The following is a 26445-nucleotide window of genomic DNA, read 5'->3' as shown; positions in this document are numbered from 1 at the left end:
CTCACAGTTTTCCGCCGCGTCCGCCGTCCCGCCGGGCGGGCGCGATGAGGGTGGAGAGATACGGCAGCGGCTCGCCGTCCAGGTCGGCCGCGGGCCGGATGGACTCGTCCTCCAGGCCGAGCGCCGAACCCCACACGGCGTCGTCGATCCGCCCGGTCTCCCGCAGCGCCCGGGCGACCTCGTGCGCCTGCCGTCCGAACTTGTAGGCGACGACCGTGCCGGGACCGCTCAGGGCGTCCTTGAGCACGGCGGCCCCGGCCGTCACCGGTACCAGGGTGAGCGGCTCGGTCCCCTCCGTGAGCACGGCCCCCGAGCGGGCGGCGAGGTCCTGCATGGCGGTGATGCCGGGCACGGTCTCGATCTCCGTCCCCGGCACGAGCGCGCCGATGGTGTGCGCGAGATAGGTGAAGGTCGAGTACACGTTGGGGTCGCCGATGGTCGCGAAGGCGACGGTCGTGTGCCGCTCCAGCAGCTCCGCGACCCGCGTACCCGCGGCGTCCCAGGCGGCCTCGCGGCGCGTCCGGTCGGTCCGCTCGTTGAGCGCGAACACGATCCGCAGGACCTTCTCCGCGGGCACGTAGTGCAGCACGGTCGCCTCGGCGCGCCCGCGTTCCCCGGTGTCCATGACGGGCACCACGACCACCTCGGCGGCACGCAGTGCGTTGACGCCCTTGACGGTCACCAGCTCCGGATCTCCGGGGCCGACGCCGACTCCGATCAGCTTGCTGCTCATGACGTCAGGCACCTCTCCACGAACCGACGGGCGACACCGGGTCCGGACGCCCAGTGCGTGTGCAGATAACTCGCGTGCACACCTTGTTGTACGAAACCCTCTACGCGCGGTCGCGGGCCGCGCACCCCCCAGGCGGGAGCCGCCCCGGCACCGGGCTCCACCACCGTCCGGTGGAACTCGTGCCCGCGCATCCGGGTACCGGCCGCGGCGAGCGCGCTGTCGGAGACTGCCACGGCGTCCCGGTAGCCCAGGGTGAGCCGTTCGTCCATCCGGGCCCTGGCATCGAGCACCCCGCACATCGGCTGTCCGTCGAGCTCGCGCGCGAGATACAGCAGTCCGGCACACTCGGCGGCGACGGGCGCCCCGCCGAACGCCAGCTCGGCCACGGCCTTGCGCAACGGCTCGTTGGCGGACAACTCGGGCGCGTACACCTCCGGAAACCCGCCACCGATGACCAACCCGCGGGTCCCTTCCGGCAGTTGTTCGTCCCTCAGGGGGTCGAAGACGACGACCTCGGCCCCGGCGGCGACGAGCAGCTCGGCATGCTCGGCATAGGAGAAGGTGAAGGCGGCCCCTCCGGCGACAGCGACGCGCGGCGCCCCAAGCGGGCCTGTCCCACGCTCTTCTGCCCCGGCCGGTGTCCGCTCCCGCGGCCCGTCCGGTTTCCGAGGGGACGCGGACACGACGGCCTCAGCCGCGTCCCACACCGCACCGGACAACTCACCCGCACCACGCGCCAACGCGAACAACGCGTCCAGATCGCACCCGCGCCGCACCTGCGCGGCCATCGCCGCCACGGCGTCCACGGCGTCCGCGCGCCGCTCGGCGACCGGCACCAGCCCCAGGTGCCGGGAAGGCGTGTCCACCTGCGGTGCACGCCGCAGGGCACCGAGCACCGGCACCCCCGACGCGTCCAGCGCCTCCCGCAGCATCTCCTCGTGCCGGTCGGACCCCACCTTGTTGAGGATCACCCCCGCGACCCGCACCTCCGGATCCCAGGAGGCGAACCCGTGCACCAGCGCGGCCACGGACCGCGACTGCGACGAGGCGTCGACCACCAGCACCACCGGCGCCCGCAGCAGCTTCGCCACCTGCGCCGTGGACGCCAGGTCCCCCTGGCCGGCCGCCCCGTCGTAGAGCCCCATCACGCCCTCGACGACGGCCAGATCGCACCCCCGCGCCCCGTGCGCGAACAGCGGCGCGATCAACTCGGTGCCGCACAGGTACGCGTCGAGGTTCCGCCCCGCACGCCCGGTCGCGAGCGCGTGGTACCCGGGGTCGATGTAGTCGGGCCCCACCTTGTGCGGGGAGACGGTGAGCCCCCGCGCGGCGAAGGCCGCCATCAACCCCGTGGCGACGGTGGTCTTGCCGCTGCCCGAGGAGGGCGCGGCGATGACCAGCCGGGGGACGGACGTCACCACTCGATGCCCCTCTGGCCCTTCTGGCCGGCGTCCATCGGATGCTTGACCTTCGACATGTCGGTGACGAGATCGGCGGCTCCGACCAGCTTCTCGGGGGCGTTGCGTCCGGTGATCACGACATGCTGGGTCCCGGGCCGCTCGCGCAGCACGGCGACCACCTCGTCCACGTCCACCCACCCCCAGTGCATGGGGTAGGCGAACTCGTCGAGGACGTACAGCCGGTACGTCTCGGCCGCGAGGTCCCGCTTGACCTGCTCCCAGCCCTCGCGGGCCTTCTCCTCGTTGTCCATCTGAGAGTCGCGCTGCACCCAGGACCAGCCCTCGCCCATCTTGTGCCAGTCGACGGAACCGCCCTCACCACTGGCGCCCAGCACCCGCAGCGCGTTCTCCTCGCCGACCTTCCACTTCGCCGACTTGACGAACTGGAACACCCCGATGGGCCACCCCTGGTTCCAGGCCCGCAGCGCGAGCCCGAAGGCGGCGGTGGACTTCCCCTTGCCCACACCCGTGTGCACCACGAGCAGTGGCCGGTTGCGCCGCTGACGAGTCGTCAGTCCGTCGTCGGGTACGACACTCGGCTGCCCCTGCGGCATTACGCGGCCCTCCTCGAAGTTCCCTGCACGTCCCGCACGAGCCCGGCGATGGAATCGGCGCGCAGCTCGTCCAGCGTCACCGCCGTCCCGCCCAAGTCGTCCGCGAGCCGCCCCGCGAGCCCGAGCCGCACCGGCCCCGCCTCGCAGTCGACGACCACGGAGGCGAGCTGTTCGGCCGCGAACAGCCGCGCCGCGCGCCCCGCGAGCGCGACCGGTTCGGGGCCGCCCGTGGCCCGTCCGTCGGTCACCACGACGACCAGGGGCCGGCGCGCCGCGTCCCGCAGCCGCTCGACCCGCAGCACCTCGTGCGCGCGCAGCAGCCCGGCCGCGAGCGGCGTCCGCCCGCCCGTGGGCAGCGACTCCAGCCGCGCGGCTGCCGCGTCCACCGAGGAGGTGGGCGGCAGTGCGACCTCGGCGGCGGAGCCGCGGAAGGTCACCAGACCCACCTTGTCCCGCCGCTGGTAGGCGTCGAGCAGCAGCGACAGCACCGCACCCTTCACGGCGCCCATCCGCTGCCGCGCCGCCATCGACCCGGAGGCGTCCACCACGAACAGCACCAGGTTGCCCTCCCGCCCCTCACGGGTGGCCTGGCGCAGATCGTCCCGTCGTACGACCAGACCGGGACCCGAGCGTCCACGCGCCCGCTGGTGCGGCGCCGCCGCCCGCACGGTCGCGGCCAGATGCAGCTTGGTGAGCGTGCCCCGGGGCCGCCGCGAGCCGGTCGTCCGGCCGTGCTCGGTCCGCGCCCGGGAACGCCGGCCCGCGGCGCCCTCGCCGAGACCGGGCACACTCAGCACCTTCGTGCGAAAGGGCTCGGCGGCCCGTACCGGGGACTGCTCACCGGCGCCCTGCGCGGCCGGTGCCCGCCCGTCCTGCGAGGGCTCGCCCCGCGCCGGCACGTCACCGGCGGGCGCGTCGCCCTCCGGCCCGTCCTGCGGCGGCTGCCCGCCCCCGCCGGGACCGTCCGGGTCGGGGTCGGGGTCCGTGTCCGTGTCGGGTCGCGGATCGTCGTCGGAACCGCCGAACTCCTCCAGCGTGTCGTCGAGTTTGTCCTCGTCGAGCCCCGGAGCGTCGAAGGGGTTGCGCCGGCGCCGGTGCGGCAGCGCGAGCAGCGCCGCCTGCCGTACGTCCTCGGGCAGCACCTCGGTGCGCCCCGCCCAGGCGGCCAGCGCGGTCGCGGTCCGGGCCATCACGATGTCGGCCCGCATACCGTCCACCTCGAACGCCGCACAGGTCGCCGCGATCTGCCGCAGCGCCGCGTCCCCGAGCCGCACCGACGGCAACAGCGCGCGCGCCGCCGCGATCCGGGCCCGTACCGCGGACTCCTCGTCGGCCCACCGCGCGGCGAAGCCGTCCGGGTCGTCGTCGTAGGCGAGCCTGCGCCGGACGACCTCGACCCGCTGGTCGGGCTCACGGGAGGCCGCGACCTCGACGGTCAGCCCGAACCGGTCGAGCAACTGCGGCCGCAGCTCGCCCTCTTCGGGGTTCATGGTGCCGACGAGCAGGAAGCGGGCCGCGTGCCGTACGGAGACGCCCTCCCGCTCGACGTACGACGCACCCATCGCCGCCGCGTCCAGCAGCAGGTCGACCAGGTGGTCGTGGAGGAGGTTGACCTCGTCCACGTACAGGATCCCGCGGTGCGCGTCGGCCAGCAGGCCCGGCTCGAAGGCCTTCACGCCCTCCGCGAGCGCCCGCTCGATGTCGAGCGCGCCGACGAGCCGGTCCTCGGAGGCGCCGACGGGCAGCTCGACCGTACGGGCCGGACGCGACACGTACGGGCCGCCGTCGTGCGGCCCGTCCGGGCACGCGGGGTCCGGCGCGTCCGGATCGCACGAGAAACGGCACCCGGCGACGACGTCCACCTCCGGCATGAGCACGGAGAGCGCGCGCACGGCCGTGGACTTGGCGGTGCCCTTCTCGCCGCGGACCAGCACACCGCCCACCGCCGGTGAGACGGCGTTCAGCAGCAGCGCGAGCCGCAGGTCGTCCTGGCCGACCACGGCCGTGAACGGGAACGGGGTACTCACTGGTCGTCGCCCTCCAAGTCGCCTTCGAGCTCCAGATAGGTGGCGCGCAGCCGCTCCAGGGTGTCCGCGTCCGGCTCGGCCCACAGCCCCCGGTCGGCGGCCTCCAGGAGGCGTTCGGTGATCCCGCGCAGCGCCCACGGGTTGGACTTCTTCATGAAGTCCTGGTTCTCCGCGTCGAAGACGTACTTCGCGCTGAGCTTCTCGTACATCCAGTCGTCCACGACCCCGGCCGTGGCGTCGTAGCCGAAGAGGTAGTCGACGGTCGCCGCCATCTCGAAGGCCCCCTTGTAGCCGTGCCGGCGCATCGCCGCCATCCAGCGCGGGTTGACCACCCGGGCGCGGAAGACACGGTGCGTCTCCTCGCCGAGGGTGCGGGTCCTCACCTGGTCGGGCACGGCCGAGTCACCGACGTACGCCTCCGGGCTCGCGCCCGTCAGATGGCGCACCATGGCCACCATGCCACCGTGGTACTGGAAGTAGTCGTCCGCGTCGACGAGGTCGTGCTCGCGGGTGTCGACGTTCTTCGCCGCCACCGCGATGCGGCGGAACGCGGTCTCCATGTCGCCGCGCGCCGCCCGGCCGTCCAGGCCGCGCCCGTAGGCGTAGCCGCCCCACACCGCGTACACCTCGGCGAGGTCCGCGTCGGAGCGCCAGTTGCGGGCGTCGATCAGCGGCAGCAGACCGGCCCCGTAGGCACCCGGCTTGGAGCCGAAGATGCGCGAGGTGGCGCGCCGCCGGTCGCCGTGCTCGGCGGTGTCCTCGTCGGCGTGCGCGCGGACGTAGTTGAGGTCGGCCGGCTCGTCCAGCTCCGCCACCGCCCGCACCGCGTCGTCGATGAGGCCGACCACGTGCGGGAACGCGTCCCGGAAGAAGCCGGAGATGCGCACCGTGACGTCGATGCGCGGCCGGCCCAGCTCCTCGGCGGAGACGATCTCGAAACCGGTCACCCGGCGCGAGGCGTCGTCCCAGACCGGGCGGCAGCCCAGCAACGCCAGGATCTCCGCGATGTCGTCGCCCTGGGTGCGCATCGCGGACGTGCCCCAGACCGTCAGACCGACGGACTTCGGGTACGCGCCGGTGTCCTGCAGGTACCGCTGCACCAGCGAGTCGGCGAGCGACTGCCCGACCTCCCAACTGAGTCTGGAGGGAATCGCCTTGGGGTCGACCGAGTAGAAGTTGCGGCCGGTCGGCAGGACGTTCACCAGTCCACGGGTCGGCGAGCCCGACGGACCGGCCGGGACGTAACCGCCGTCCAGGGCACGCAGGATGTGGGTGATCTCGTCCGTCGTCCTGGCCAGTCGCGGCACGACCTCGCGGCAGGCGAACTCCAGCACCGCGACGGCGTCCGGGAGTTCGGTGCCCAGCACCTCGCGCACCAGCGCGGGCACGGCCGCGCCGTCCCAGCCGCGTTCCTCCATGCCCTCGGCCGCGCGGCGGCACAGCTGCTCCAGCAGGTCGATCGCGTCGGCGCCCGTCCGCGCCGGGCCCCCGACGAGGTCCGTCAGTTCCACCGGCACCTTCACCGGCGCGCCGGGCTCGCCCAGCAACTCCTTCTCGGACAGACCGAAGTGCTCGGCGAGGGCGGCCCGCAGACCCGGCAGCGCGTTCGCGGCGCCGCCCCACACCTGGGAGGCGCGCAGCACGGCCAGGACCAGGTTGACGCGCGGCTCGGCCTCCGGGCCGCCGCCCAGGACGTGCAGGCCGTCCCTGATCTGCACGTCCTTGATCTCGCAGAGATAGCCGTCGATGTGCATCACGAACGCGTCGAAGTCGCCGTCGTCCGGCTGGTCGTCGACGTGCAGGTCGTGATGGAGCTCGGCCGCCTTGACCAGCGTCCAGATCTGCGCGCGGACCGCCGGGGCCTTCGTCGGGTCCAGGTCGGAGACGAGGGCGTACTCGTCGAGGAGCTGCTCCAGCTTGGCGAGGTCGCCGTAGGTGTCGGCGCGTGCCATCGGCGGCACCAGGTGGTCGACGACGGTGGCGTGCCCGCGCCGCTTGGCCTGGGTGCCCTCGCCCGGGTCGTTGACGATGAAGGGGTAGACGAGCGGGAGTTCGCCGAGCACGGCGTCGGGCGCGCAGCCGCCGCTGAGCCCGAGTCCCTTGCCGGGCAGCCACTCCATCGTGCCGTGCTTGCCCATGTGCACGACGGCGTCCGCGCCGAAGCTGTTCTCCAGCCAGCGGTAGGCCGCCATGTAGTGGTGCGACGGCGGCATGTCCGGGTCGTGGTAGATCGCGATCGGGTTCTCGCCGAAGCCGCGCGGCGGCTGGATCATCACGACGACGTTCCCGAACCGCAGGGACGCCAGCACGATGTCGTCGCCGTCCACGTACAGGTTGCCCGGCGGCTCGCCCCACGCCTCCAGCATGCCGTTCCGCAGCCCGGGGTCGAGCCGGTCGAACCACGCGCGGTAGTCGGCGAGCGGTACCCGCGCCGGTGCGGAGGCCAGCTGCTCCTCGGTGAGCCACTCGACGTCATGGCCGCCGGCGGCGATGAGACGGTGGATCAACTCGTCGCCGTTGTCGGGGTATTCGGGGAGGGCGTACCCGGCGTCGCGCAGCGCGTCCAGCACCCGTACGGCCGAGGCGGGCGTGTCGAGGCCCACCGCGTTGCCGACCCGTGAGTGCTTGGTCGGGTACGCGGTGAAGACGAGCGCGAGCTTCTTCTCCGCGTTCGGCTTATGCCTCAACAGGGCGTGCCGTACGGCGATCCCGGCGACGCGCGCGGACCGCTCGGGGTCGGCCACGTACACCGGGACCTCGTCGGGGCCCTGTTCCTTGAAGGAGAACGGCACGGTGATGAGTCGCCCGTCGAACTCCGGGATGGCGACCTGCATCGCCGCGTCCATGGGGGAGAGGGCGGCGTCCGACTCGTCCCAGGCCCGCTTCGACGAGGTCAGGCAGAGCCCCTGCAGCACGGGGACGTCGAGATCGGCGAGCGCGCCGATGTCCCAGGCCTCGTCGTCGCCGCCCGCGGACGCCTCCGAGGCGTGCGTGCCGCCCGCCGCGAGCACGGTGGCGACCAGCGTGTCGGCCCTGCCGAGGATCTCGTACAGGCCGTTGTCGGCGCCGCGCAGTGAACCGCAGTACACGGCAAGCGCGTTGGCGCCGCGCGCCTCGATCGCGTCGCACAGCGTGTCGACGAAGGCCGTGTTGCCGGCCAGTTGGTGGGCGCGGTAGAAGAGCACACCGACGGTCGGGCGGCCCTCGACGAAGGGGCGCTCGCCGTGGATGCCGTACTCGGGCATCTCGCGCGGCTCCTCGAAGCCCTCGCCGGTGAGCAGCACGGTGTCGGAGAGGAACCGGGCCAGCTCGGTGAGGTTCTCGGGACCGCCCTCGACCAGATAGCGCAGCGCCTCGGCCACCACACCGGCCGGCACCGACGACTCGGCCATCAACTCGGCGTCGGGGACGGCCTCGCCGCCGAGCAGCACGGTCGGGACACCGGACGCCTTGAGCACGGCGAGCCCGTCCTCCCAGGCACGCTTGCCGCCCAGCAGCCGGACGACGGCGACGTCCGCGCCCTCGACGAGCCGGGGGAGTTCCTCACCCACCTCCACCCGGGTCGGGTTGCCGATCCGGTACGAGGCGCCGGAGGCCCGGGCCGCCAGCAGATCGGTGTCGGCGGTCGACAACAACAACACTGTGCTCATGCGGGCGCTCCCGGTGGAATGAAAGGCAGTCCTTGCGGCGCGCCCGACTCGATGAGCCGCCACAGCGCGTCCGTGTCCGCGTGTTCCTCGATCAGATCGCCGAGCCGGTCGAGCTGCTCCTCGCGCAGCGCCCCGAACGACGTGTCGGCGGACGGTACGAAGCGGCGGCCCGCGGCGGCCGCCACCTCGCGCAGGAAGGCACGCCGGAAGCCGTCCGACTCCAGCGAGCCGTGCCAGTGGGTACCCCAGACGGCACCCACCCGGCACCCGTCCAGGAAGGGCTCGCCACCGGTCACCTCGGCGACGCCGTGATGGATCTCGTACCCCTCGACGGGTTCGCCGAGGGCCTCGCCGGACGGGCGGGTGAGGGTCTTCTGCCGCGCGAACCGCACCCGGACGGGGAGGAGTCCGAGCCCGTCGACATGCCCGGCCCGCGACTCGACCTCGTCCTCGATGTGGTCCCCGAGGAGTTGGAAGCCGCCGCAGATCCCCAGTACCGGGCGGCCCTCGGCGGCCCGGCGGGCGATCGCGTCCGCGAGGCCCCGTTCGCGCAGCCACGCCAGCGCCTTCACGGTGCCCCGGGTCCCGGGCACGACGACCAGGTCGGCGTCGGCCAGTTCCGCGGCCCGGTCCACGAACCGCACGACGACGCCGGGTTCGGCGGCCAGCGCGTCCACGTCCGTGAAGTTGGACATCAGCGGGACCGCGCAGACCGCGACGCGCAGGACGTCCTCGCCGGCGGGCTCGGCGACCGCCGACTCCCGCACGGCACCCCGCAGCGACACACGCAGGCCGTCCTCCTCGTCGATCCCGAGGCCGTGCCGGAAGGGCAGGACGCCGTACGTACGGCGTCCGGTGAGGTCCTTCAGCATGTCGAGCCCGGGCTCCAACAGGCCGACGTCGCCGCGGAACTTGTTGACCAGGAACCCGGCGACGAACTCCTGGTCCTCGGGGGACAGCAGCGCGACCGTCCCGAAGAACGAGGCGAACACGCCGCCGCGGTCGATGTCGCCGACGACGAGCACGGGCAGCCGCGCGTTGCGCGCGATCCCCATGTTCACGATGTCGGTCCGCCGCAGATTGATCTCGGCAGGACTGCCGGCCCCCTCACAGATCACCGCGTCATACGTGCCCCGCAACTCGGCGAGGCAGTCCAGCACGGTGCCCAGGAGCTGTCGCTGCCGGCCGCCGTGGTAGCCGCGGGCGGTCATCTCGCCCACCGGCCTGCCCATGAGCACGACCTGACTGCTCCGGTCGCCGCCCGGCTTGAGCAGGACGGGGTTCATGAGCGCGGTCGGTTCCACCCGGGCGGCCTGCGCCTGCATGGCCTGCGCGCGCCCGATCTCCGCGCCCTCGCGGGTCACGAAGGAGTTCAGGGACATGTTCTGCGCCTTGAAGGGCGCGACCTTGACGCCCCGCCGCACCAGCCACCGGCAGATCCCGGCGGTCACGACGCTCTTGCCGGCGTCGGAGGTGGTTCCGGCGACGAGGAGACCGCCACTCATGTCGTACGCCCCTTCGTGAGAGGTCCCTTGCTGAGCAGCCGCCCGGCCAGCAGCCGCCCCGCGGCGCTCACGCCGAGGGCGAGCCAGCCGACGCGCCGCGACAGCCGTACGGCCCGTTCGATGTCGCCGACGCGCACGGCACGCCCCCCGTCGTTGAGGACGGGCCGGTGCTCGACGCGGCCGGAGTACGAGAGGGTCCCGCCGAGCCGTACCCCGAGCGATCCGGCGAACGAGGCTTCCACGGGCCCGGCGTTGGGGCTCGGGTGCCGGCGGGCGTCGGTGCGCCAGGCGCGCGCCGCCCCGCGCGGGTCGTCGCCGGCGACGGTGGCGAGCGCCGCGGTCAGCCGTGCTCCCGGCCAGCCCACGACGTCGTCGAGACGGGCGGAAGCCCAGCCGTAGCGCAGGTACCTGGCGGATCTGTGCCCGACCATGGCGTCGAGCGTGTTCACGGCGCGGAACGCGACCAGTGCGGGCACACCGCCGACGGCTCCCCACACCAGGGCGCCCACCACGGCGTCGGAGGTGTTCTCGGCGACGGACTCGACGACGGCCCGCGCGATGCCGTCGCGGTCCAGCGACTGGGGGTCGCGCCCGCACAGGTGCGGCAGCCGCGCGCGGGCGGCCCCGACGTCACCGGCGTCGAGCGCGGCACCGATCGCCCGCGCCTCGCGCCCGAGGGAGGTGCCCCCGACGACGGCCCAAGTGGCGGCGGCGGTCAGGGCGATGGAGGCGGTACGGGAACGTCGTACGCCACGGCTCGCGAGCGCGGCGAGCGCACCGGCGCCCCCGACGCAGACGGTGGTGTGCAGCGCTCCCCATCCGCGGTGGTCCCGCCACAGCATCCGCTCCACGGCCGCCGCGGTCCGCCCGAACGCGGCGACCGGATGACCCCGGTGGGGATCGCCGAGCAGCAGGTCGCCGAGGAGGCCGGTGGCGGCGCCGTACGCGAAGACGCGATCGGCACGCACGGGGTCAGCCCGCCGTGGGGTGAAGTGGAACCCTCGTACTCATCAAGACCCGCAACGGGCAGCCGCGCATGGCGATATGTCCTCACTCAGGGTGTCCGCGCCCTGGTTCGACGAGACCGGCGGTGAGAGTTCCTGGCTCCCGGGGAGTTCCTTCCCCGGTCACAGTGGCGGGACCGCGCCGGATTCACACCGGCTTCCTCTTCTGTCGCCGTACTTGGCTCCGGCAGTCCACCACGGGTTGCAGGACCCGTCAACTTGCCGTTGACCTGCGAGGGGAGAGTGTGCGAAGGCCCACATGGCGCGGGGCGGTGGAGGGCGTGCGCGTGAGGTGCGGGACGACATACGCGTGGGGTGCGGGACGGTGATCCGTCCCGCACCCCACGTGAAGTGATGCCCGTTTCAAGCTGTTTGCCGGAGCGCGGTCACCCGTGCGCGGTCACTTGCCGACGATGAGGAAGATCCCGTACGCCACCGCCGCCGCGCACGCGGCGAAGCAGACGTAGGCGCCGGTGACCGCGAGAGCGGCCGAACCGCCCTGGGCGGACGCGGACTCGCGCTTGGTTAGACCGACGATGCCGAGGGTGAAGAGGCCGACGAGGGCCACGGTGACCACGAGGCTGACTCCGAAGACGGAGCCGAGGGCTGCCCAGTCGATGTTCATGCTGTTCTGTCCTTACACCGTGGCCGGGCGGGTGGGCTCCGCGTCCGGGGACGGGATGGTGGTCTTCAGATCACCGGACAGGTCTCCGGTGACGGGGCCCGCGGGCGGCGGGGTGACCGCGGCCATCGCGGTGGTGACGATGCCGGCCGGCTCGGCGGCGGCCTCGTTGACGTTGTCGACGGTGACCGGCTGACGGCGGGACAGCCTCCAGATGACGCCGGCGCCGGCGACCAGCAGCGCGCCGGTGAGGACGATGCCCCAGGTGCCCTGCTTGGTCAGGAACTCGGCGGCGGCACCGGCCAGGCCGGCGGCCGGCAGGGTCAGGCCCCAGGCGACGAACATCCGGGTCGCGGTCGACCAGCGGACGACACCGTTTTTGCGGCCGAGGCCCGAGCCCATCACGGCACCCGAGCAGACCTGGGTGGTGGAGAGGGAGAAGCCGATGTGCGAGGAGGCCAGGATGGCCGTCGCGGCGCTGGTCTGGGCGGCGAAGCCCTGCTGCGGCGCGAGGTCGGTCAGACCCTTGCCCATCGTGCGGATGATGCGCCAGCCGCCCAGGTAGGTGCCGAGCGCGATGGCGGTACCGGCCGAGACGATGACCCAGGTGGGAGGGTTCGAGCCGGGGGCGATCACGCCGCCGGTGACCAGGGCGAGGGTGATGATGCCCATCGTCTTCTGGGCGTCGTTCGTGCCGTGCGCCAGCGAGACCAGGCCGGCCGAGGCGATCTGACCGGCGCGGTAGCCCTTGGCGGTCGCCTTCGGGTCGGCGCGGTTGCCGATCCGGTACGTCAGCCGGGTGGCCAGCATCGCGGCGAGTCCGGCCACGATGGGCGCGGCGACCGCGGGGAGCAGCACCTTGGTGACGACGGTCGAGCCGTTCACCGACGACCAGCCGGCCGACATGACCGCGGCGCCGATCAGGCCGCCGAACAGTGCGTGGGAGGAACTGGAGGGCAGACCCAGGAGCCAGGTCAGCAGATTCCAGAGGATGGCGCCGACGAGCGCCGCGAAGATCACTTCGGTGCGTATGCCCTCTTCGTTGATGAGTCCGCCGGAGATCGTCTTGGCGACCTCCACGGAGAGGAACGCACCGACGAGATTCAGCACGGCGGACATGGCCACCGCCGTCTTGGGCTTCAGAGCGCCGGTCGAGATGGTCGTCGCCATCGCGTTGGCAGTGTCGTGGAAACCGTTCGTGAAATCGAACACGAGAGCGGTGACGATCACGATTCCGAGGAGGAGCGTGATGTGTTCCATTTACCCAGGCTTCTGTTTGACGTCAGTGGCAAGTGGACCGTAGGCAACCTGAGTGAACGGAAGATGAACTGAGGCAGGCTTAGGGGTGTATCGAACCACGGATCGCCCCTCCGCTTGCGCCGGCGTGGATGCCGGAGGGGTGGCCCGTGGTTCGAACGAAGGCGGAATATCGGGCTCCGCTAGCCCTTCGCGAGCATCCTCAGCCGGGCCATGGATCCGTGGAAGAGATTCTGGTCACCCGGCAGGGTCCCGTTGTTGTCGTACTGCCAGAACGTCCAGGACGACCAGCCGCCCGGCAGGGCGCCGGCGTCCGGTGCGTCGTAGCGGGCCAGCCAGAGGGGGTGGTCCGCGGCGAAGGCGCGACTGTCGCCGGTGCAGGTGTCCCACCAGTGGGCGGTCGTGTAGATCACCGGTCGGCGGCCCGTCTCCCGTTCGAGCTCGTCGCTGAAGTCCTGGATCCAGCTCACGAGTCCGGCCTTGCTCATGCCGTAACACTTGTGCTTGCTGTACGGGTTGTACTCGATGTCGAGCGCCGGCGGCAGGGTCCGGCCGTCGGCCTGCCAGTCGCCCCCGTTGTGTACGAAGTACTCGGCCTGGGTGGCGCCGGACGACTTGTCCGGCAGTGCGAAGTGGTAGGCGCCGCGGAGGATCCCCGCGTCGTACGCCCCGTTGTACTGCTGGTCGAAATAGGGGTTGCGGTACGTGTGGGACTCGGTGGCCTTCACGTAGACGAACCGGGCGCCCTTCGCCTTCGCGCCCCGCCAGTCGACGTTCTTCTGGTGCGAGGAGACGTCATGGCCTCTGGGCGCACCGGTCGCGGCGGCCGGCGTACCCGCGAGCGCGGCTCCGGTGGCGGCGAGCGCCGCCAGGGCGGCCGCGGCCGCGAGGGCGCGGGCGCGGCGACGGAACGGTTGGTGACCACGGGCCATGTTTCCCCCCGGAATGGCGTCGTGCACGGTAAATCCCCCAGAGGTTAGTGGAAGATCATTCAATACATGTCGATCGCCAACCAATAGATTCAAAGAGGTGATGTGTCCGTATATGAACCCTTACGGACGTACGTCTTCCGCCCTGAAGTGCCCTCGCCGCCACCCGGTTGACGTCCGTGCTGACAGGATCGCGGGCATGGCGGAGCGGCGGCGGGACGCGCGGGTCGGGCGGGACGTGGGGGAGGGCGCACGCGGTGCGCGGACGCGGGAGGTGGCCGACGCGTGGGACGAACTCGTCGCGACGGCCCGCCGGACGGTGGCCGACGGGCTGGTCGTCGGAACCTCGGGCAACGTCTCGGTACGGGTCGGCGACACGGTCCTGGTCACGCCGACCGGAGTGCCCTACGGCCGGCTCACGCCCGACGACGCCGTCGCGGTCGACCTCGACGGCCGGCAGACCCTCGGTGTTCTCCGTCCGACCAGCGAACTGCCGATGCATCTGGCGGTCTACCGCGCCACCGACGCGCGCGCCGTCGTCCACACCCACGCCGCGCACGCGACGGCGGTGTCGACGCTCGTGACGGAACTTCCCCTGATCCATTACATGGCGGGCGCCCTCGGTGGACCCGTCCGTGTTGCCCCTTATGCCACATATGGAACCCCCGAGTTGGCCGAGAACATGCTTCAGGCGCTGACCCGGCGCACGGCCTGTCTCCTCCAGAACCACGGCACCGTCGCCCACGGCGAATCCCTGGACCAGGCGTACGACCGCACCGCCCAGTTGGAGTGGATGTCCCGTGTGTGGCTCCTGGCGTCGTCCGTACCGGGACTCTCGCCCGCGCTGCTGTCGCGGGAACAGTTGGAGGAGGCGGGGGAGCGACTGCGGGGGTACGGTCAGCCCGGCCCCGGCGCGGACGGTGTGTCCGTCCCGTGACGGTCGCGGGACGGCAGGCCAGTTCCGTGACGGTCGCGGGACGGCAGGTCCGTTCCGCGACCGTCGCCGCGGAGCGAGCCCCTCCCCCCCCCACGGCCGCGCGAGACGCCCCTCGCCGTGCCCGGACGGCGGAGTCGTCGGGCCGCGCGCCCACTGGCCGACAACGGGATGCGCCGTGAGACTGAATCCGTGCGTACTGCCAAAGCGACGGCCGCGGCCGTCACCGTAGCCCTGGCCGCGAGCGCGGCCTCCGTGGCGGTGGGACGGTTCGCCAGCGACGCCGCGCTCAAGGCGCCGCCCGGCAGGCCCCTGCCCACCGAGCCACGGCTCACCGTGCACGCCACGGCCCCGGGCCGGATCACGCTCACCCGCGCCCTGGCCTCCCGGCGACCGGGAACGTACGGACTGGCCGGCGACGGCTCGCACGCGGTCGTCGGCCCGGTCCTGGAGAACGCGCCCCACAGCGCCGACACGGTCGTACGCCGCCTCGAACGCGTCACCCACGGCACCCTGCGACCCGGCGACCGGGTCTGGCTCACCCCCAACCTGTACGTCGGCAACCCGGGCACCGCACTCGGCCTCGACCACGCCGACGTGGACGTGCCCGGGGAGCTCGGTCCGCTGCCCGCCTGGTTCGTGCCCGGCGTCCGCGACACCTGGGTGATCACCGTGCACGGCCTGGGTGCCACCCGGGAACTCCCGATGAACGTGATGGAGTTCCTGCACCGCAGCAGGCTCCCCGTCCTCGACCTCGCCTATCGGGGAGACGTCGGCGCCCCCCGTCCCCCGGACGGCCTCGGCCACCTCGGCGAGACCGAGTGGCGCGATCTGGACGCCGCGCTGCGCTACGCGATCCGCTACGGCGCCGCGCAGGTCGTCCTGTACGGCTGGTCCACCGGCGCCACCATGGCCCTGCGCACCGCCACCCACTCCGCCCTGCGGGACCGGATCGCCGGGCTGGTCCTGGACTCCCCCGTCCTCGACTGGGAAGCCACGCTGCGTGCCCTCGCCACCGCCCGCCACACCCCGAGAGCCCTGCTGCCGCTCGCGGTCCGGGCCGCCCAGGGCCGCACCGGACTGCACGGCGACCGCACCTGGCAGGCCGCCGATCCCGACCGGCTCAACGTGCCGACGCTGGTGCTGCACGGCCCGGACGACGTCCTCGCCCCCTGGGGACCCTCGCGCCGTCTCGCCCGGCGCCGCCCGGACCTGGTCACCCTGCACACGGTCGCGCAGGCCCCGCACGGCGCCCTGTGGAACGCCGACCCCACGGAGTACGAAGAGGTCCTCCGCCGCTTCCTGACCCCCCTGATGTAGGGGCCGGCCTCACGCACGAGGCCCCGCGACCGCTCCGGCGCACAGCGCCGCTCCTCCCGCACGGGGTCCGGGAGCGCCGTGCCGTGCCGCCCCTTTCGTACGGCGCTCCGACGAAGCACCGGCACGCTTCCGGTTCGGATCGGGTCAACTCGCGCGGGGCCCCGCGTACACATGTCGAGCCCCCGCAAAACCCCGTGCATTGGCCACCCCTGTCGCCTGCTGTGACATTCCGTTTGGGTTTTCGGACCGCCAACCGGAAGACTGCACCTGTGACGTCCCGTAACCCGCGCGACTCCAGGCTCCGACTCGTCCGCCCGCGGCCCCTGGCTGCCGCCCCCCGAGCGGTGACCCAGCGCAGCTCGCGCCGACCCGCACCCCGGCCCCCCGAGGGCACCCCGCCGCCGGCGGAACTCGCCCGCATGGCACGTGCCGGCCTCGCCGACGCGGCCCGCGTCGCCCGCTGGGCCGACTCCCTGCTCGGCCCGGGGCGCGACGGCGCGACCCCCGACGGCAAGGGCACACTCTCCGCGTCAACCGCCGAACGGGCCGCCCAGGAGTTGGGCCTGACCCCGGCTCAGGTCCGCGCGGACTGGGACACCGCCCGCCTCGCGGGCCTCGTCGAGGTGCACGGCGACATCGCCCGCCCCGGCTGGCGTCTGCGCGCCTGGAACCGCGACGACAGCGCCGTCCTGCGCGGCTGGGTCGCCCTCTTCGACGCCTGGTCGCTCGCCCATCCGGAGCCCGCGGACCGTGAGGCGTCCGCCGTCGCCGAGGTCGTCTCCGCGATGCCCCAGGTGCTCTCCTTCCTCCAGCTCTCCGCCGGGCCCGTCCCCGTGGAGCAGCTCCTCGACCTCCTCGAACAGCGGGTCACGGAGCTGCGCACCGAGCGGTGCGAAATCCCCTACGGCCCCCAGCCGGAGCCCGCCCCGGAGACCGCCGCGCCCCCGGACCCGGACGCCCCGCTCGCCCCTCTCCTCGACTGGGCCCTGCACGCCCTCGCCGCCGTGGGAGCGCTCACCTGCGCCGACGGACAGGCCACCCTCACCCCGCTCGGCAGCTGGGCGGTCTGGGTCAAGCTGGAGCAGATCTGCGTCGCCGCGCAGAGCCCCGCCGGGAACATCGAGCAGCCCGCCGCGGACATGCTCCGCGGCTGTGCCCAACTGCGCCCCAACGCGGCCCGCGCCGAGTACCGCGCCTGGCTCGCCGCCCGCCCCGTCGGCAGCGCCGTCACCGAGCTCCTGGAGGCCGCCCGCGGCGAGGACGCCCTCACCCGCGGCCTCGCCTTCGAGGCACTGCGGGTGGTCGGCGCCCCGGCCGAGCCCGATGTGCGCTCCGTGGCCGACGAGAGCTGGCTGCGCCCCTACGCCCTGCTGTGGCTCGCCGAGCACGACGGCCACGACCCCGAGGACGCCCACGAGGTCCTCACCCGCGAGGAGTCCACCTGGCTGTGGGTCGACACCGCCGCCGCGGTCGCCGACCACGGCGAGGCACCGCTCCTCGTGCGCCACCTGGAGTCCGCCGTGCAGCCGACCGTGCCCGCGCTCCTCGACGAGGTGCGCGCCGTAGGCCACCCCCGCACCGTCCAGGTCCTGGTCGCGCTCGCGGCCGCGCACCCGGACCCGGCGCTCGCCAAGGCCGTCCGCCGGGCCGCCTTCCAGGTGCACACCGGGGGGAGCTGAAGGGCGGCGCTCAGGCCGTGCCCGCCCCAGCGCCCGCCCACCGGGGATTACGGGACAGCCCTTAGGCGCCCGTCTCCGGCGCGTACGTGCCGAAGCTCCAGACGTTGCCCTCGGCGTCGCGGGCGAGATAGTCCCGCGAGCCGTAGTCCTGGTCGGTCGGGGGCATCAGGATCTCCACGCCGTGGTCCACGGCGCGCTGGTGGTGTGCGTCGACGTCGTCCACCACCACGTACACCCCGGTGGGGCCGGCGTCCTTCATCGCGGTGTCGAAGACGCCGCCGCGGCCCTTGGAGCCGAGCATCACCGCTCCGCCGCCCTGGACCAGCTCGGCGTGCATCACCGTGCCGTCCTCGCTCTCGTACACCGACAGCTCGGTGAAGCCGAAGGCTTCCGTGAGCTGCCTGATCGCCCCCTTCGCGTCCGCGTACAGCAGTGTCGGGTAGATGCTCGGACGTCCGCCGCCCATACCCGTCATACCGACCACTCCTTCTCGTCCCGCCGCCGGAATGTGACCTGCCCCACAGTCTCGCACCGGTCACTGACAACGCCCCCACGAGCGGGACGGGGCCGTCAGCGGAAGGTGTTGCACTGCGCCATGTCGCCGGTGCGGTAACCCTGGTAGAACCACTGCTGCCGCTGCGCGGCCGAGCCGTGCGTCCAGGTCTCCGGCGTCACCCGCCCCTGGAACCTCTGCTGGATCCGGTCGTCGCCCACGGCCGCCGCCGCGTCCATCCCGTCGCGGATGTCGGCCGCGGTGAGGCTGCTGAGCAGCGGCCTGCCCGTCGACGGGTCCTTCGTCGTCGTCGCGTGGTGCGCCCACACCCCGGCATAGCAGTCGGCCTGCAGTTCCACCTTCACCGAGTTGCTGGTCGCGCCCGAGACACCGTCCTGGGCCCGGCCCAGCGTCCCCATCAGGTCCTGCACGTGGTGGCCGTACTCGTGCGCCACCACGTAGGCCTGCGCGAACGGACCGCCGCTGGACCCGAACTTGGTCCGCAGGTCGTCGAAGAAGCCCAGGTCCACGTAGACCTTGCGGTCGGCGGGGCAGTAGAACGGCCCGACGGCCGAGGTCGCGGTGCCGCAGGCGGTGGCCACCCGGTTGCTGAAGAAGACGGTCGGCGAGCGGGTGTACACGCCGTCGCGCCGCGCGAACTCCTGTGTCCAGAAGTCCTGCACGCTGTTGACCACGGCCACGACGCGGCAGTCCTCCTTGGCGTTCGCGTCCCGCCCCGTCCGGCACGTCTCCTTGATCTGGTCGAGTGAGGAGGAGGTCGCCGCGGGCTGGTCGTCGCCGGAGGAGAGTCCGAGCTGGTCGGGTCCCACTCCGAAGAACAGCCCGAGCAGCAGCGCGACCAGGCCGGCGATGCCGCCGCCGACGGTCGCCCGGCCGCCGGGGATCCGGCTGCCGCGCTCGTCCTGGACCTCGGAGGTGTCCAGGTCGGCGTCGTCGTCGAACTGCATGGGCGCACCATCCTCCGCGTACGGCCGCGTGTGTCGATCGGTGCCGCCATCCTCGTACGCGCCCGGCCCCCCGGCTCCGGACGGAGGGCCGAACGGGGGACCTCCGCAGGCCCCGTGTCCCCGCGAGGCCCCGCCGGGACACGCCTACGCTCTGCGCCGGAGCCCGGGCAGGGGTGAAGGAGGGGGCAGGGGTGGTCACTGTGCCGGTCGGGACGACGCGGTCCGGACGGACCGTTGGGCCTGCACGGACCGTTGGACCTGGAGAGACCACTGGGCCTGTGCAGACCACTGGAACCGGAGAGACCACCGGGCCTGTGCAGACCGCTGGATCCGCATGGACGGCTGGGTCCGCTCGGCCCGCCCCGGCGGGCGCCGGCGGAACGCTTCCCGAGCCGCCTACCCCCGCGGTCCGCCGCCGTACGGCTCGCGGGCTGCTCCTCGTCGCCGTCGCGCTGCTGCTCGCCGTCGCCCACCAGGCACGTCCCGCCCCCTACGGAGACCGGCTCGTGCTCCACGCGCGCGGGGAGCACCCACAGGACACGCCGCTGCCGTCGAGGCCCCCGCTGCGGACGACCGGCGCCACCGTCGAGGCCTACGACGCGGCGACCGGCCGCGCCCGCTGGACGTACGCGCGCCAGGGCCACCGCCCGCTCGCCGTGCTTCCCGCGCGCGGGGACGCGATCGCGCTCTGGGGCGACGGGCTGGTCACCGACACCACCCGGCGCGACGGGAGCGCCGTCCGCCGGCACCGGGCGCTGCCCGGAACCGCCCGCTGGCTCGCGGACCACGAGGCGGCCGGCGTGCTGCGGCTCCTGGGCGACGGCATGCTCGCCGTGATCACCCCCGAGCGCGTCGCCGTCTACCGCGTCGCCGACGGCGATCTGCGCTGGATCCTGCCCGCCCGACCCGGCTGCCGCTTCGCGCCCGCACGTGCCGTTCGTCACGGCGCGGTGCTCCTGATCGCCCGGCCCTGCCCCGCCGAGGACCGCTGGACGGCCGGGCTCGTCGCGGTGGACGACCTGGGCGTCGTCGCCCCGCACCGCGCGCCGCTGGGCAACGGACAGCGGGGCGAGCGTCACGGTGCCGAACCTCCGCGCCCAGGAAAAGTGGTTGCACCGCCCCGTTAGACTTGGCCCATGGCCATTCTCCTCGCGCATTAGACGGCGGGAACGTCCTCAGCCGCCCACCCCGCCAACGACCCTGCCCAGGAGTCTGTCCGTGATCTCCGCCTCCGGTATCGAGCTGCGCGCCGGCGCCCGCATTCTCATCGAGTCCGCCACCTTCCGCATCACCAAGGGCGACCGCATCGGCCTGGTCGGGCGCAACGGCGCCGGCAAGACGACCCTCACCAAGGTCCTCGCGGGGGAGGGCATGCCCGCCGCCGGCAACGTCGCCCGCTCGGGAGAGGTCGGCTACCTGCCGCAGGACCCGCGCACCGGCGACCTCGACGTGCTCGCCCGCGACCGCGTCCTCTCCGCGCGCGGCCTGGACACCCTGCTGCGCAAGATGCGGGAGAACGAACAGCGGATCGCCAACGGCTCGGGAGCCACCCGCGACAAGGCCATGCGGCAGTACGAGCGCCAGGAGACGGAGTTCCTCACCAAGGGCGGGTACTCCGCCGAGGCCGAGGCCGCCACCATCGCCGCGGCGCTCAACCTGCCCGACCGCGTGCTCGGCCAGCCCCTGCACACGCTCTCCGGCGGCCAGCGGCGCCGTATCGAACTGGCCCGGATCCTGTTCTCCGACGCCGACACGCTGCTGCTCGACGAGCCCACCAACCACCTCGACGCCGACTCGATCGTCTGGCTCCGTGACTACCTGAAGACGTACCGCGGCGGGTTCATCGTGATCTCCCACGACGTCGACCTCGTCGAGACGGTCGTCAACAAGGTCTTCTATCTGGACGCCAACCGCGCCCAGATCGACGTCTACAACATGGGCTGGAAGCTCTACCAGCAGCAGCGCGAGGCCGACGAGAAGCGCCGCAAGCGCGAGCGGCAGAACGCCGAGAAGAAGGCCGCGGCGCTGAACGCGCAGGCCGACAAGATGCGCGCCAAGGCCACCAAGACCGTCGCCGCGCAGAACATGGCCAAGCGCGCCGACCGGCTGCTCGCCGGCCTCGAGGCCGTCCGGGCCTCCGACAAGGTCGCCAAGCTCCGCTTCCCGGAGCCCGCGCCCTGCGGCAGGACTCCGCTCATGGCCGAGGGCCTGTCGAAGTCGTACGGCTCCCTGGAGATCTTCACCGACGTCGACCTGGCCATCGACAAGGGCTCCCGCGTCGTCATCCTCGGCCTGAACGGCGCGGGCAAGACGACGCTGCTGCGCCTGCTCGGCGGCGCCGAGAAGCCCGACACCGGAGACGTCATCGAGGGCCACGGCCTCAAGCTCGGCTACTACGCGCAGGAGCACGAGACCCTCGACCCCGAGCGCACGGTCCTTGAGAACATGCGCTCCGCCGCCCCCGACCTGGACCTGGTCGAGGTCCGCAAGACGCTCGGTTCGTTCCTGTTCTCCGGCGACGACGTCGACAAGCCGGCCGGCGTGCTCTCCGGCGGCGAGAAGACCCGACTCGCGCTCGCGACCCTGGTGGTCTCCTCCGCGAACGTCCTCCTCCTCGACGAGCCGACGAACAACCTCGACCCGGCCAGCCGCGAGGAGATCCTCGGCGCGCTGCGCACGTACAAGGGCGCCGTCGTCCTCGTCACCCACGACGAGGGCGCCGTCGAGGCGCTCCAGCCGGAGCGGATCATCCTGCTGCCGGACGGCGTCGAGGACCTGTGGGGCGCCGACTACGCGGACCTCGTCGCACTCGCCTGAGCCCTCGTACGGCCCCGGGGACCGCATGGACAGCCCCGGGGCCGCCGTCAGCACGACGTGATCGAATGGCTGATCCACTGCGTATGGATCATTCGGCCGATCCGTGATCCATCATCTGTGTGAGATCTCCTCGTACCGAAGTGTGTCCTACATCGAATTCGCGGCCGAGTCCTTTGTTCACAAGGGCTCGGCCATTGTGCGTCGCTGACCTGGCACTTTGCCGAAGAACCCGTTCGGCCGTACGGACGGACCAGCGCGGAACCTGTTATTCCACTCGTGGGGACGGGCTCCTGTCGTCAAAACCTTGTCTCACGGACCTTGCCGAATGGCTGGCCATGAAGCCCTTGAGGGGTGATCATGAGAAGTCCAGAGCGCACTTCCCATGAGGAGGCACGGGTGGCCGAGACTCTGAAGAAGGGCAGCCGGGTAACCGGCGCCGCGCGCGACAAGCTCGCGGCAGACCTGAAGAAGAAGTACGACTCCGGTGCGAGCATCCGAGCGCTGGCCGAAGAGACCGGCCGCTCGTATGGCTTCGTGCACCGGATGCTCAGCGAGTCGGGAGTCACGCTCCGTGGGCGTGGCGGAGCGACGAGGGGCAAGAAGGCCGCCTCGGCCTGAGGCCGGGCGTCCCCATCGGCTTCGGTGGTGGCCACCCGGTCGGTCGGGTGATCGACCGGGTGGTTACTGTGCAGTCACTTAGGCGTGTCCCCTGTGGGTGCGCGCCTGATCCGACCGCACCCATCGGAGGCAGCCCATGGCTTCGCTCGACAAGGATCTCGACCCCGTACTCGACAAGGACGGCGTACGGCTCACCGTCGACGACGCGATCGCCACGGTGACGCTGACCAACGCGGCCAAGCGCAACGCCCAGAGTCCCGCTCTGTGGCGGGCGTTGACGGAGGCCGGACGGTCACTGCCGGGCACCGTCCGGGTGGTCGTGCTGCGTGCCGAGGGCAAGTCGTTCTCGGCAGGGCTCGACCGGCAGGCGTTCACGCCCGAGGGCTTCGACGGCGAACCGTCGTTCATCGACCTCGCGCGCGGCACGGATGCCGACCTCGACGCGACCATCGCCGAGTACCAGGAGGCGTTCACCTGGTGGCGGCGCAGCGACGTCGTGTCCATCGCCGCCGTGCAGGGGCACGCCATCGGAGCCGGGTTTCAGCTCGCCCTTGCCTGTGACCTGCGCGTCGTCGCCGACGACGTGCAGTTCGCCATGCGCGAGACCAGCCTCGGGCTCGTGCCCGACCTCACGGGGACGCACCCGCTGGTCGGTCTGGTGGGCTATGCCCGCGCGCTCGAGATCTGCGCGACGGGCCGCTTCGTCGCGGCCGAGGAGGCCGAGCGCACCGGTCTCGCCAACCTCGCGGTCGCGGCGGGACAGCTCGACGACGCGGTACGGGACCTCGCCGCCGCCCTGCTCTCTGCGCCGCGCGACGCCGTCATCGAGACCAAGGCGCTGCTGCGGGGGGCGCGGGAGCGCACGTACGAGGAGCAGCGCCGCGCCGAGCGCGCCGCCCAGGCCCGGCGACTGCGGGACCTCGCCGGCGTGGGGGACTGACCGTCCTCCGGCGGCGGTCACGGGGGGCCGCTCGTGCGGTCCCTCGCGCCCCTGAACCGAACGTCGAGCGCCGCTAACGCACGTCGGTCACCAGTACGGCCACGGACGGGACGTCCGGCAGGACCTCGGCGACGCCGGCTCTGACCGCCCGAGCCACGTCGGCCGTCCGTTCGGCGGCCGAGACCGCCAGTTCGACCCGCACATGGCGGCGCGGCAGCGCCGGCTCCGTACCGCGGACCTCGGTGAAGTGGACCGGACGGCCCAGCGCGCCGGTCAGCCCGTCCACACCCGGGACGGACAGGACGGCGGCCACCACACGCTCCTCCTCGGCCGCGACCGACCCACCGCCCGGACCTGGCCCGCCGTCCGGACCTGGCCCGCCGTCCGGACCTGGCCCGCCGTCCGGACCTTGCCCGCCGTCCGCAGCGGGCCCGCCGCCCGGAGCCGTCTCGTCGCGCGGACCTGGCCCATCGAGGGGAGCCGGTTTGTTGACCGGACGCGCCCCACCGGCCGGAGGCGTCTCCCCGAGCGGACCCGGCTCCCCGAGCGGACCCGGCTCCCCGAGCGGGCTCGGCTCTTCGAGCGGACCCGGGCCGTCGACCGAAGCCGGGCCGGCGACCGAAGCCGGGCCGCCGGTCGGACCCGGGGCGCCGAGGTCCACGGTGGTGGGCGGCGCGTCGGTGTCCACCAGTCCCGTCACCCGCAGGTCCACCTCCGTCACCATGAGCCCCAGACGTTCCGTCGCCGCCGTGGCCAGGGCCGAACGCAGCCGGGCCGCCGCCGTCGGGAGAGGTTCGCCGCCGGGTGCCGAAGGGTCCGCCGAGGCGGTGAACTCCCCGGTGACCCGGAGCGGACCGGGCGGCAGCGCGCCGGGCGGAGGCGGCACGGCGGGCTCGTACGTCTGCTCCGGATCCGTGAGGGAGACCCGCAGCGCGCCGAGGCGGACACCGGGGACACCGGCCGCCGCACGCCGCAGCACCGTGCCGGCCGCCTCCTCGGTGATCCACGCTCCGTCGCGGCGGTGGCCGAGAGGGAGGAGTCGCCCCAGCCCGAGCCGCTGTCTTACCGCCCGCGTCCATCGGTCCGCCGTCATTCCACCAGCCTGCCGTATCCCCGGCGCGCAATCGCGGGGGCGCACTTAGTGTGGGCGGAGGAGGACGACCGAAAGGGACGTGCGGCGATGACCGACATGACGGAGCGGAACCGGACGGAGAACCCCGAGGGCGAGACGCCCCAGACCCGTAAACCCACCCGGCGCGGCGGCGGTGATCCCGCCACCCGGGGGCGGACCACGATCGCCGACGGCGTCGTGGAGAAGATCGCCGGACTCGCGGCCAGGGACGTGCTCGGCGTGCACGCGATGGGCAGCGGGCTGAGCCGTACCTTCGGGGCGGTGCGCGACCGGGTGCCGGGCGGCTCGAAGTCCGTCGCCAGGGGCGTCAAGGCCGAGGTCGGAGAGGTGCAGACCGCGCTCGACCTGGAGATCGTCGTCGAGTACGGGGTGTCGATCGCGGACGTGGCCCGCGCGGTCCGGGAGAACGTCATCACGGCCGTGGAGCGCATGACGGGTCTCGAGGTCGTCGAGGTCAACATCGCCGTGAGTGACGTGAAGCTTCCCGATGAAGAGGACGAGGAGCCGGAGTCACGCCTCCAGTGACCGGGCCGGCCACCGAACTGCTGAGGAGCGCACATGAGCATGGCCGTGATCGGCATGATCGCCGGAATGGCGCTGGGCTTCGCCGGATACTTCGGGGGATTCGGGGCCTTCCTGCTCGTGGCCGCCCTGGGAGCCGTCGGCTTCGTCGTCGGACGGTTCCTCGAAGGGGATCTGGACCTGGGCGCCCTCTTCCGTCCGCGTGACGACCGGCGGCGGTGACACCCGTGACCGGCGCGGCGGCCGGCGACACCCGGCGGACTGCGACGGTTGTCGCGGCGGCCGAGCGCGGCGCGACCCGGATCGCCGACCGCGTCGTGGCCAAGACCGCCGCGCAGGCGGCCCGCGAGGCCCTCGGGCCGCTGCCCCCGGACGCCGCGCCTCCGCACGCGACGGTCCTCGTGCGCCACGACAGCGCCCGCGTCCACGTCCACCTCGAACTCGCCTACCCCACCGACATCGGCGCCCGCTGCAAAGCGGTGCGTTGTCATGTCGTCGAGCGGGTAAGCGCGTTGACGGGGATGGAAGTGCCGGAGGTGACCGTCCAGGTGGAACGGCTGCACCTGATACCGGTACCCGGCGTGGCAAAGGGGAGGACGCAATGAGCGAGCCTCAGGGCTCCGACAGCACGACCCGACGCTTGCCCGTGATGGAGAAGCCGCCCGAGGACCCACTCGACCGGTCCCCGTCGGCGGACGCCCACGACCCCTCGCGCACCCTCGGCGAGGAGGACGGCGCCCAGGGACGGTTCTGGTCGCCGCGCCGCGTCCCCGCGGGGATCGTCGCACTGGTCCTCCTGATCGGCGCGGGCGTCTTCCTGTACGACGTCGCGGCCGTCCGCGCCCACCGGCCCGCGCTGCACTGGCGCAGGTCTCTCGCCCGGCAACTGGCGGAACGCCCCCTCGACGACACCTGGGTTCTCGTCGGCGCCGGGATCGCCGCGGCCGTCGGGCTCTGGCTGATCGTCCTCGCGGTGACCCCGGGACTGCGCGGCGTCCTGCCGATGCGGCGCACCCACCACGACGTACGGGCCGGGCTGCACCGGGACGCCGCCGCCACGGCACTGCGCGACCGGGCCATGGAGGTCTCCGGAGTGCAGTCGGCCAGGGTCCGTACGGGGAGGCGCACGGTGGACGTCCACGCGGTCTCGCACTTCCGTGAACTCGACGAGGTACGTGCCGACCTGGACGCCACACTCGCCGACGGCATCAGGGGTCTGGGGCTCTCCCGGCCCCCCTCGCTCTCGGTGCACGTGAGGCGTCCCGGACGGAAGGGGTGAGT

At 72.9% G+C, this 26445-nt stretch carries 24 protein-coding genes and 1 riboswitch; of the genes, 11 read left to right on the top strand and 13 right to left on the bottom strand.

Annotated features, from left to right (window positions below; genetic code table 11):
- Position 1: 1 nt before the first annotated feature.
- The 10 genes from cobI to OHB41_RS13245 form a co-directional block, all read right to left on the bottom strand.
- Positions 2-733 carry a precorrin-2 C(20)-methyltransferase gene (gene cobI, locus OHB41_RS13290; RefSeq protein ID WP_266698196.1) on the bottom strand — a complete coding sequence of 244 codons (732 nt, stop codon included), beginning with the start codon at positions 731-733 and terminating at the stop codon, positions 2-4.
- Complete coding sequence (locus tag OHB41_RS13285; RefSeq protein WP_266698194.1) at positions 730-2154, bottom strand: cobyrinic acid a,c-diamide synthase CobB; 1425 nt, start codon at positions 2152-2154, stop codon at positions 730-732. Before OHB41_RS13285 ends, cobI begins: the two co-directional genes overlap by 4 nt.
- Entirely contained in the window at positions 2148-2747 is a 600-nt protein-coding gene (gene cobO, locus OHB41_RS13280; protein WP_266698192.1) for a cob(I)yrinic acid a,c-diamide adenosyltransferase, read from the bottom strand. The genes OHB41_RS13285 and cobO overlap by 7 nt, the downstream gene beginning before the upstream one ends.
- The gene (locus tag OHB41_RS13275) at positions 2747-4774 is read right to left on the bottom strand and encodes a putative cobaltochelatase (protein WP_266698191.1); all 2028 of its coding nucleotides are present in this window, start codon (positions 4772-4774) and stop codon (positions 2747-2749) included. The genes cobO and OHB41_RS13275 overlap by 1 nt, the downstream gene beginning before the upstream one ends.
- Complete coding sequence (gene cobN, locus OHB41_RS13270) at positions 4771-8424, bottom strand: cobaltochelatase subunit CobN (protein ID WP_266698190.1); 3654 nt, start codon at positions 8422-8424, stop codon at positions 4771-4773. Before cobN ends, OHB41_RS13275 begins: the two co-directional genes overlap by 4 nt.
- Entirely contained in the window at positions 8421-9929 is a 1509-nt protein-coding gene (locus tag OHB41_RS13265; protein ID WP_266698188.1) for a cobyric acid synthase, read from the bottom strand. Before OHB41_RS13265 ends, cobN begins: the two co-directional genes overlap by 4 nt.
- Positions 9926-10897 carry a cobalamin biosynthesis protein gene (locus OHB41_RS13260; RefSeq protein ID WP_266698186.1) on the bottom strand — a complete coding sequence of 324 codons (972 nt, stop codon included), beginning with the start codon at positions 10895-10897 and terminating at the stop codon, positions 9926-9928. The genes OHB41_RS13265 and OHB41_RS13260 overlap by 4 nt, the downstream gene beginning before the upstream one ends.
- Before the next feature lie 107 nt (positions 10898-11004).
- A riboswitch (cobalamin riboswitch) is annotated at positions 11005-11145 on the bottom strand.
- A gap of 188 nt (positions 11146-11333) precedes the next feature.
- Entirely contained in the window at positions 11334-11558 is a 225-nt protein-coding gene (locus tag OHB41_RS13255; RefSeq protein WP_266698185.1) for a hypothetical protein, read from the bottom strand.
- A 12-nt stretch (positions 11559-11570) separates the two neighbouring features.
- Positions 11571-12815: an inorganic phosphate transporter gene (locus tag OHB41_RS13250; protein ID WP_266698183.1), complete on the bottom strand. Its 1245-nt coding sequence runs from the start codon at positions 12813-12815 to the stop codon at positions 11571-11573.
- Between the two features lie 179 nt (positions 12816-12994).
- A complete protein-coding gene (locus OHB41_RS13245; protein ID WP_266698182.1) occupies positions 12995-13744 on the bottom strand; it encodes a lysozyme in 750 nt (249 codons plus the stop codon).
- 196 nt (positions 13745-13940) lie between these two features.
- On the opposite strand from OHB41_RS13245, the gene OHB41_RS13240 reads away from it, so the two are divergent.
- From OHB41_RS13240 to OHB41_RS13230, 3 genes are all read left to right on the top strand, one after another.
- Positions 13941-14678, top strand: coding sequence for a class II aldolase/adducin family protein (locus tag OHB41_RS13240; RefSeq protein ID WP_266698181.1), 738 nt, complete (start codon positions 13941-13943; stop codon positions 14676-14678).
- Between the two features lie 189 nt (positions 14679-14867).
- Positions 14868-15995: an alpha/beta hydrolase family protein gene (locus tag OHB41_RS13235; RefSeq protein WP_266698180.1), complete on the top strand. Its 1128-nt coding sequence runs from the start codon at positions 14868-14870 to the stop codon at positions 15993-15995.
- A 269-nt stretch (positions 15996-16264) separates the two neighbouring features.
- Positions 16265-17674: a hypothetical protein gene (locus OHB41_RS13230; protein ID WP_266698179.1), complete on the top strand. Its 1410-nt coding sequence runs from the start codon at positions 16265-16267 to the stop codon at positions 17672-17674.
- A 61-nt stretch (positions 17675-17735) separates the two neighbouring features.
- Here the strand turns inward: OHB41_RS13230 and OHB41_RS13225 are convergent, their stop codons facing one another.
- The gene (locus OHB41_RS13225) at positions 17736-18149 is read right to left on the bottom strand and encodes a VOC family protein (RefSeq protein ID WP_266698177.1); all 414 of its coding nucleotides are present in this window, start codon (positions 18147-18149) and stop codon (positions 17736-17738) included.
- 95 nt (positions 18150-18244) lie between these two features.
- Positions 18245-19135: a KPN_02809 family neutral zinc metallopeptidase gene (gene ypfJ / locus OHB41_RS13220; protein ID WP_266698175.1), complete on the bottom strand. Its 891-nt coding sequence runs from the start codon at positions 19133-19135 to the stop codon at positions 18245-18247.
- Between the two features lie 314 nt (positions 19136-19449).
- Between ypfJ and OHB41_RS13215 the strand changes: the two genes are divergently transcribed.
- The 4 genes from OHB41_RS13215 to OHB41_RS13200 all read left to right on the top strand — a co-directional run bounded on the left by OHB41_RS13215 (position 19450) and on the right by OHB41_RS13200 (position 23510).
- Positions 19450-20262 (top strand): PQQ-binding-like beta-propeller repeat protein, encoded by an 813-nt coding sequence (locus OHB41_RS13215; RefSeq protein WP_266698174.1) that lies wholly within the window; start codon positions 19450-19452, stop codon positions 20260-20262.
- A 91-nt stretch (positions 20263-20353) separates the two neighbouring features.
- A complete protein-coding gene (locus OHB41_RS13210) occupies positions 20354-21952 on the top strand; it encodes an ABC-F family ATP-binding cassette domain-containing protein (RefSeq protein ID WP_266698172.1) in 1599 nt (532 codons plus the stop codon).
- A gap of 396 nt (positions 21953-22348) precedes the next feature.
- Complete coding sequence (locus tag OHB41_RS13205) at positions 22349-22570, top strand: helix-turn-helix domain-containing protein (RefSeq protein ID WP_006123601.1); 222 nt, start codon at positions 22349-22351, stop codon at positions 22568-22570.
- Between the two features lie 136 nt (positions 22571-22706).
- Positions 22707-23510 (top strand): enoyl-CoA hydratase/isomerase family protein, encoded by an 804-nt coding sequence (locus tag OHB41_RS13200; protein ID WP_266698170.1) that lies wholly within the window; start codon positions 22707-22709, stop codon positions 23508-23510.
- Between the two features lie 73 nt (positions 23511-23583).
- Here OHB41_RS13200 and OHB41_RS13195 read toward each other — a convergent pair whose 3' ends face one another.
- Positions 23584-24603 (bottom strand): hypothetical protein, encoded by a 1020-nt coding sequence (locus tag OHB41_RS13195; protein WP_266698168.1) that lies wholly within the window; start codon positions 24601-24603, stop codon positions 23584-23586.
- An 87-nt stretch (positions 24604-24690) separates the two neighbouring features.
- Here OHB41_RS13195 and OHB41_RS13190 point away from each other — a divergent pair, with 87 nt between their 5' ends.
- From OHB41_RS13190 to OHB41_RS13175, 4 genes are read left to right on the top strand one after another with little or no spacing between them, the layout of a single operon-like run.
- Positions 24691-25167 (top strand): Asp23/Gls24 family envelope stress response protein, encoded by a 477-nt coding sequence (locus OHB41_RS13190; RefSeq protein ID WP_168527460.1) that lies wholly within the window; start codon positions 24691-24693, stop codon positions 25165-25167.
- A gap of 33 nt (positions 25168-25200) precedes the next feature.
- Positions 25201-25386 carry a hypothetical protein gene (locus OHB41_RS13185; protein ID WP_266698166.1) on the top strand — a complete coding sequence of 62 codons (186 nt, stop codon included), beginning with the start codon at positions 25201-25203 and terminating at the stop codon, positions 25384-25386.
- Complete coding sequence (locus OHB41_RS13180) at positions 25383-25769, top strand: Asp23/Gls24 family envelope stress response protein (protein WP_526024912.1); 387 nt, start codon at positions 25383-25385, stop codon at positions 25767-25769. Before OHB41_RS13185 ends, OHB41_RS13180 begins: the two co-directional genes overlap by 4 nt.
- Entirely contained in the window at positions 25766-26443 is a 678-nt protein-coding gene (locus tag OHB41_RS13175) for a DUF6286 domain-containing protein (protein ID WP_266698164.1), read from the top strand. The genes OHB41_RS13180 and OHB41_RS13175 overlap by 4 nt, the downstream gene beginning before the upstream one ends.
- Positions 26444-26445: the final 2 nt, after the last annotated feature.

The sequence above is a fragment of the Streptomyces sp. NBC_01571 genome (assembly GCF_026339875.1).
Taxonomy (GTDB): Bacteria; Actinomycetota; Actinomycetes; order Streptomycetales; family Streptomycetaceae; genus Streptomyces.
The sequence above is the reverse complement of the archived record's forward strand: the minus strand, read 5'-3'. Positions and strand labels throughout refer to the sequence as shown.

Excerpts from the sequence above, each read along its gene's own strand:
- OHB41_RS13225 (WP_266698177.1), bottom strand. The coding sequence starts at position 18,149 with ATGACGGGTATGGGCGGCGGACGTCCGAGCATCTACCCGACACTGCTG.
- OHB41_RS13250 (WP_266698183.1), bottom strand. The coding sequence starts at position 12,815 with ATGGAACACATCACGCTCCTCCTCGGAATCGTGATCGTCACCGCTCTC.
- OHB41_RS13240 (WP_266698181.1), top strand. The coding sequence starts at position 13,941 with ATGGCGGAGCGGCGGCGGGACGCGCGGGTCGGGCGGGACGTGGGGGAG.
- OHB41_RS13195 (WP_266698168.1), bottom strand. The coding sequence starts at position 24,603 with ATGACGGCGGACCGATGGACGCGGGCGGTAAGACAGCGGCTCGGGCTG.
- OHB41_RS13200 (WP_266698170.1), top strand. The coding sequence starts at position 22,707 with ATGGCTTCGCTCGACAAGGATCTCGACCCCGTACTCGACAAGGACGGC.
- ypfJ (WP_266698175.1), bottom strand. The coding sequence starts at position 19,135 with ATGCAGTTCGACGACGACGCCGACCTGGACACCTCCGAGGTCCAGGAC.
- OHB41_RS13185 (WP_266698166.1), top strand. The coding sequence starts at position 25,201 with ATGAGCATGGCCGTGATCGGCATGATCGCCGGAATGGCGCTGGGCTTC.
- cobN (WP_266698190.1), bottom strand. The coding sequence starts at position 8,424 with ATGAGCACAGTGTTGTTGTTGTCGACCGCCGACACCGATCTGCTGGCG.
- OHB41_RS13245 (WP_266698182.1), bottom strand. The coding sequence starts at position 13,744 with ATGGCCCGTGGTCACCAACCGTTCCGTCGCCGCGCCCGCGCCCTCGCG.
- OHB41_RS13255 (WP_266698185.1), bottom strand. The coding sequence starts at position 11,558 with ATGAACATCGACTGGGCAGCCCTCGGCTCCGTCTTCGGAGTCAGCCTC.
- OHB41_RS13175 (WP_266698164.1), top strand. The coding sequence starts at position 25,766 with ATGAGCGAGCCTCAGGGCTCCGACAGCACGACCCGACGCTTGCCCGTG.
- OHB41_RS13190 (WP_168527460.1), top strand. The coding sequence starts at position 24,691 with ATGACCGACATGACGGAGCGGAACCGGACGGAGAACCCCGAGGGCGAG.
- cobO (WP_266698192.1), bottom strand. The coding sequence starts at position 2,747 with ATGCCGCAGGGGCAGCCGAGTGTCGTACCCGACGACGGACTGACGACT.
- OHB41_RS13265 (WP_266698188.1), bottom strand. The coding sequence starts at position 9,929 with ATGAGTGGCGGTCTCCTCGTCGCCGGAACCACCTCCGACGCCGGCAAG.
- cobI (WP_266698196.1), bottom strand. The coding sequence starts at position 733 with ATGAGCAGCAAGCTGATCGGAGTCGGCGTCGGCCCCGGAGATCCGGAG.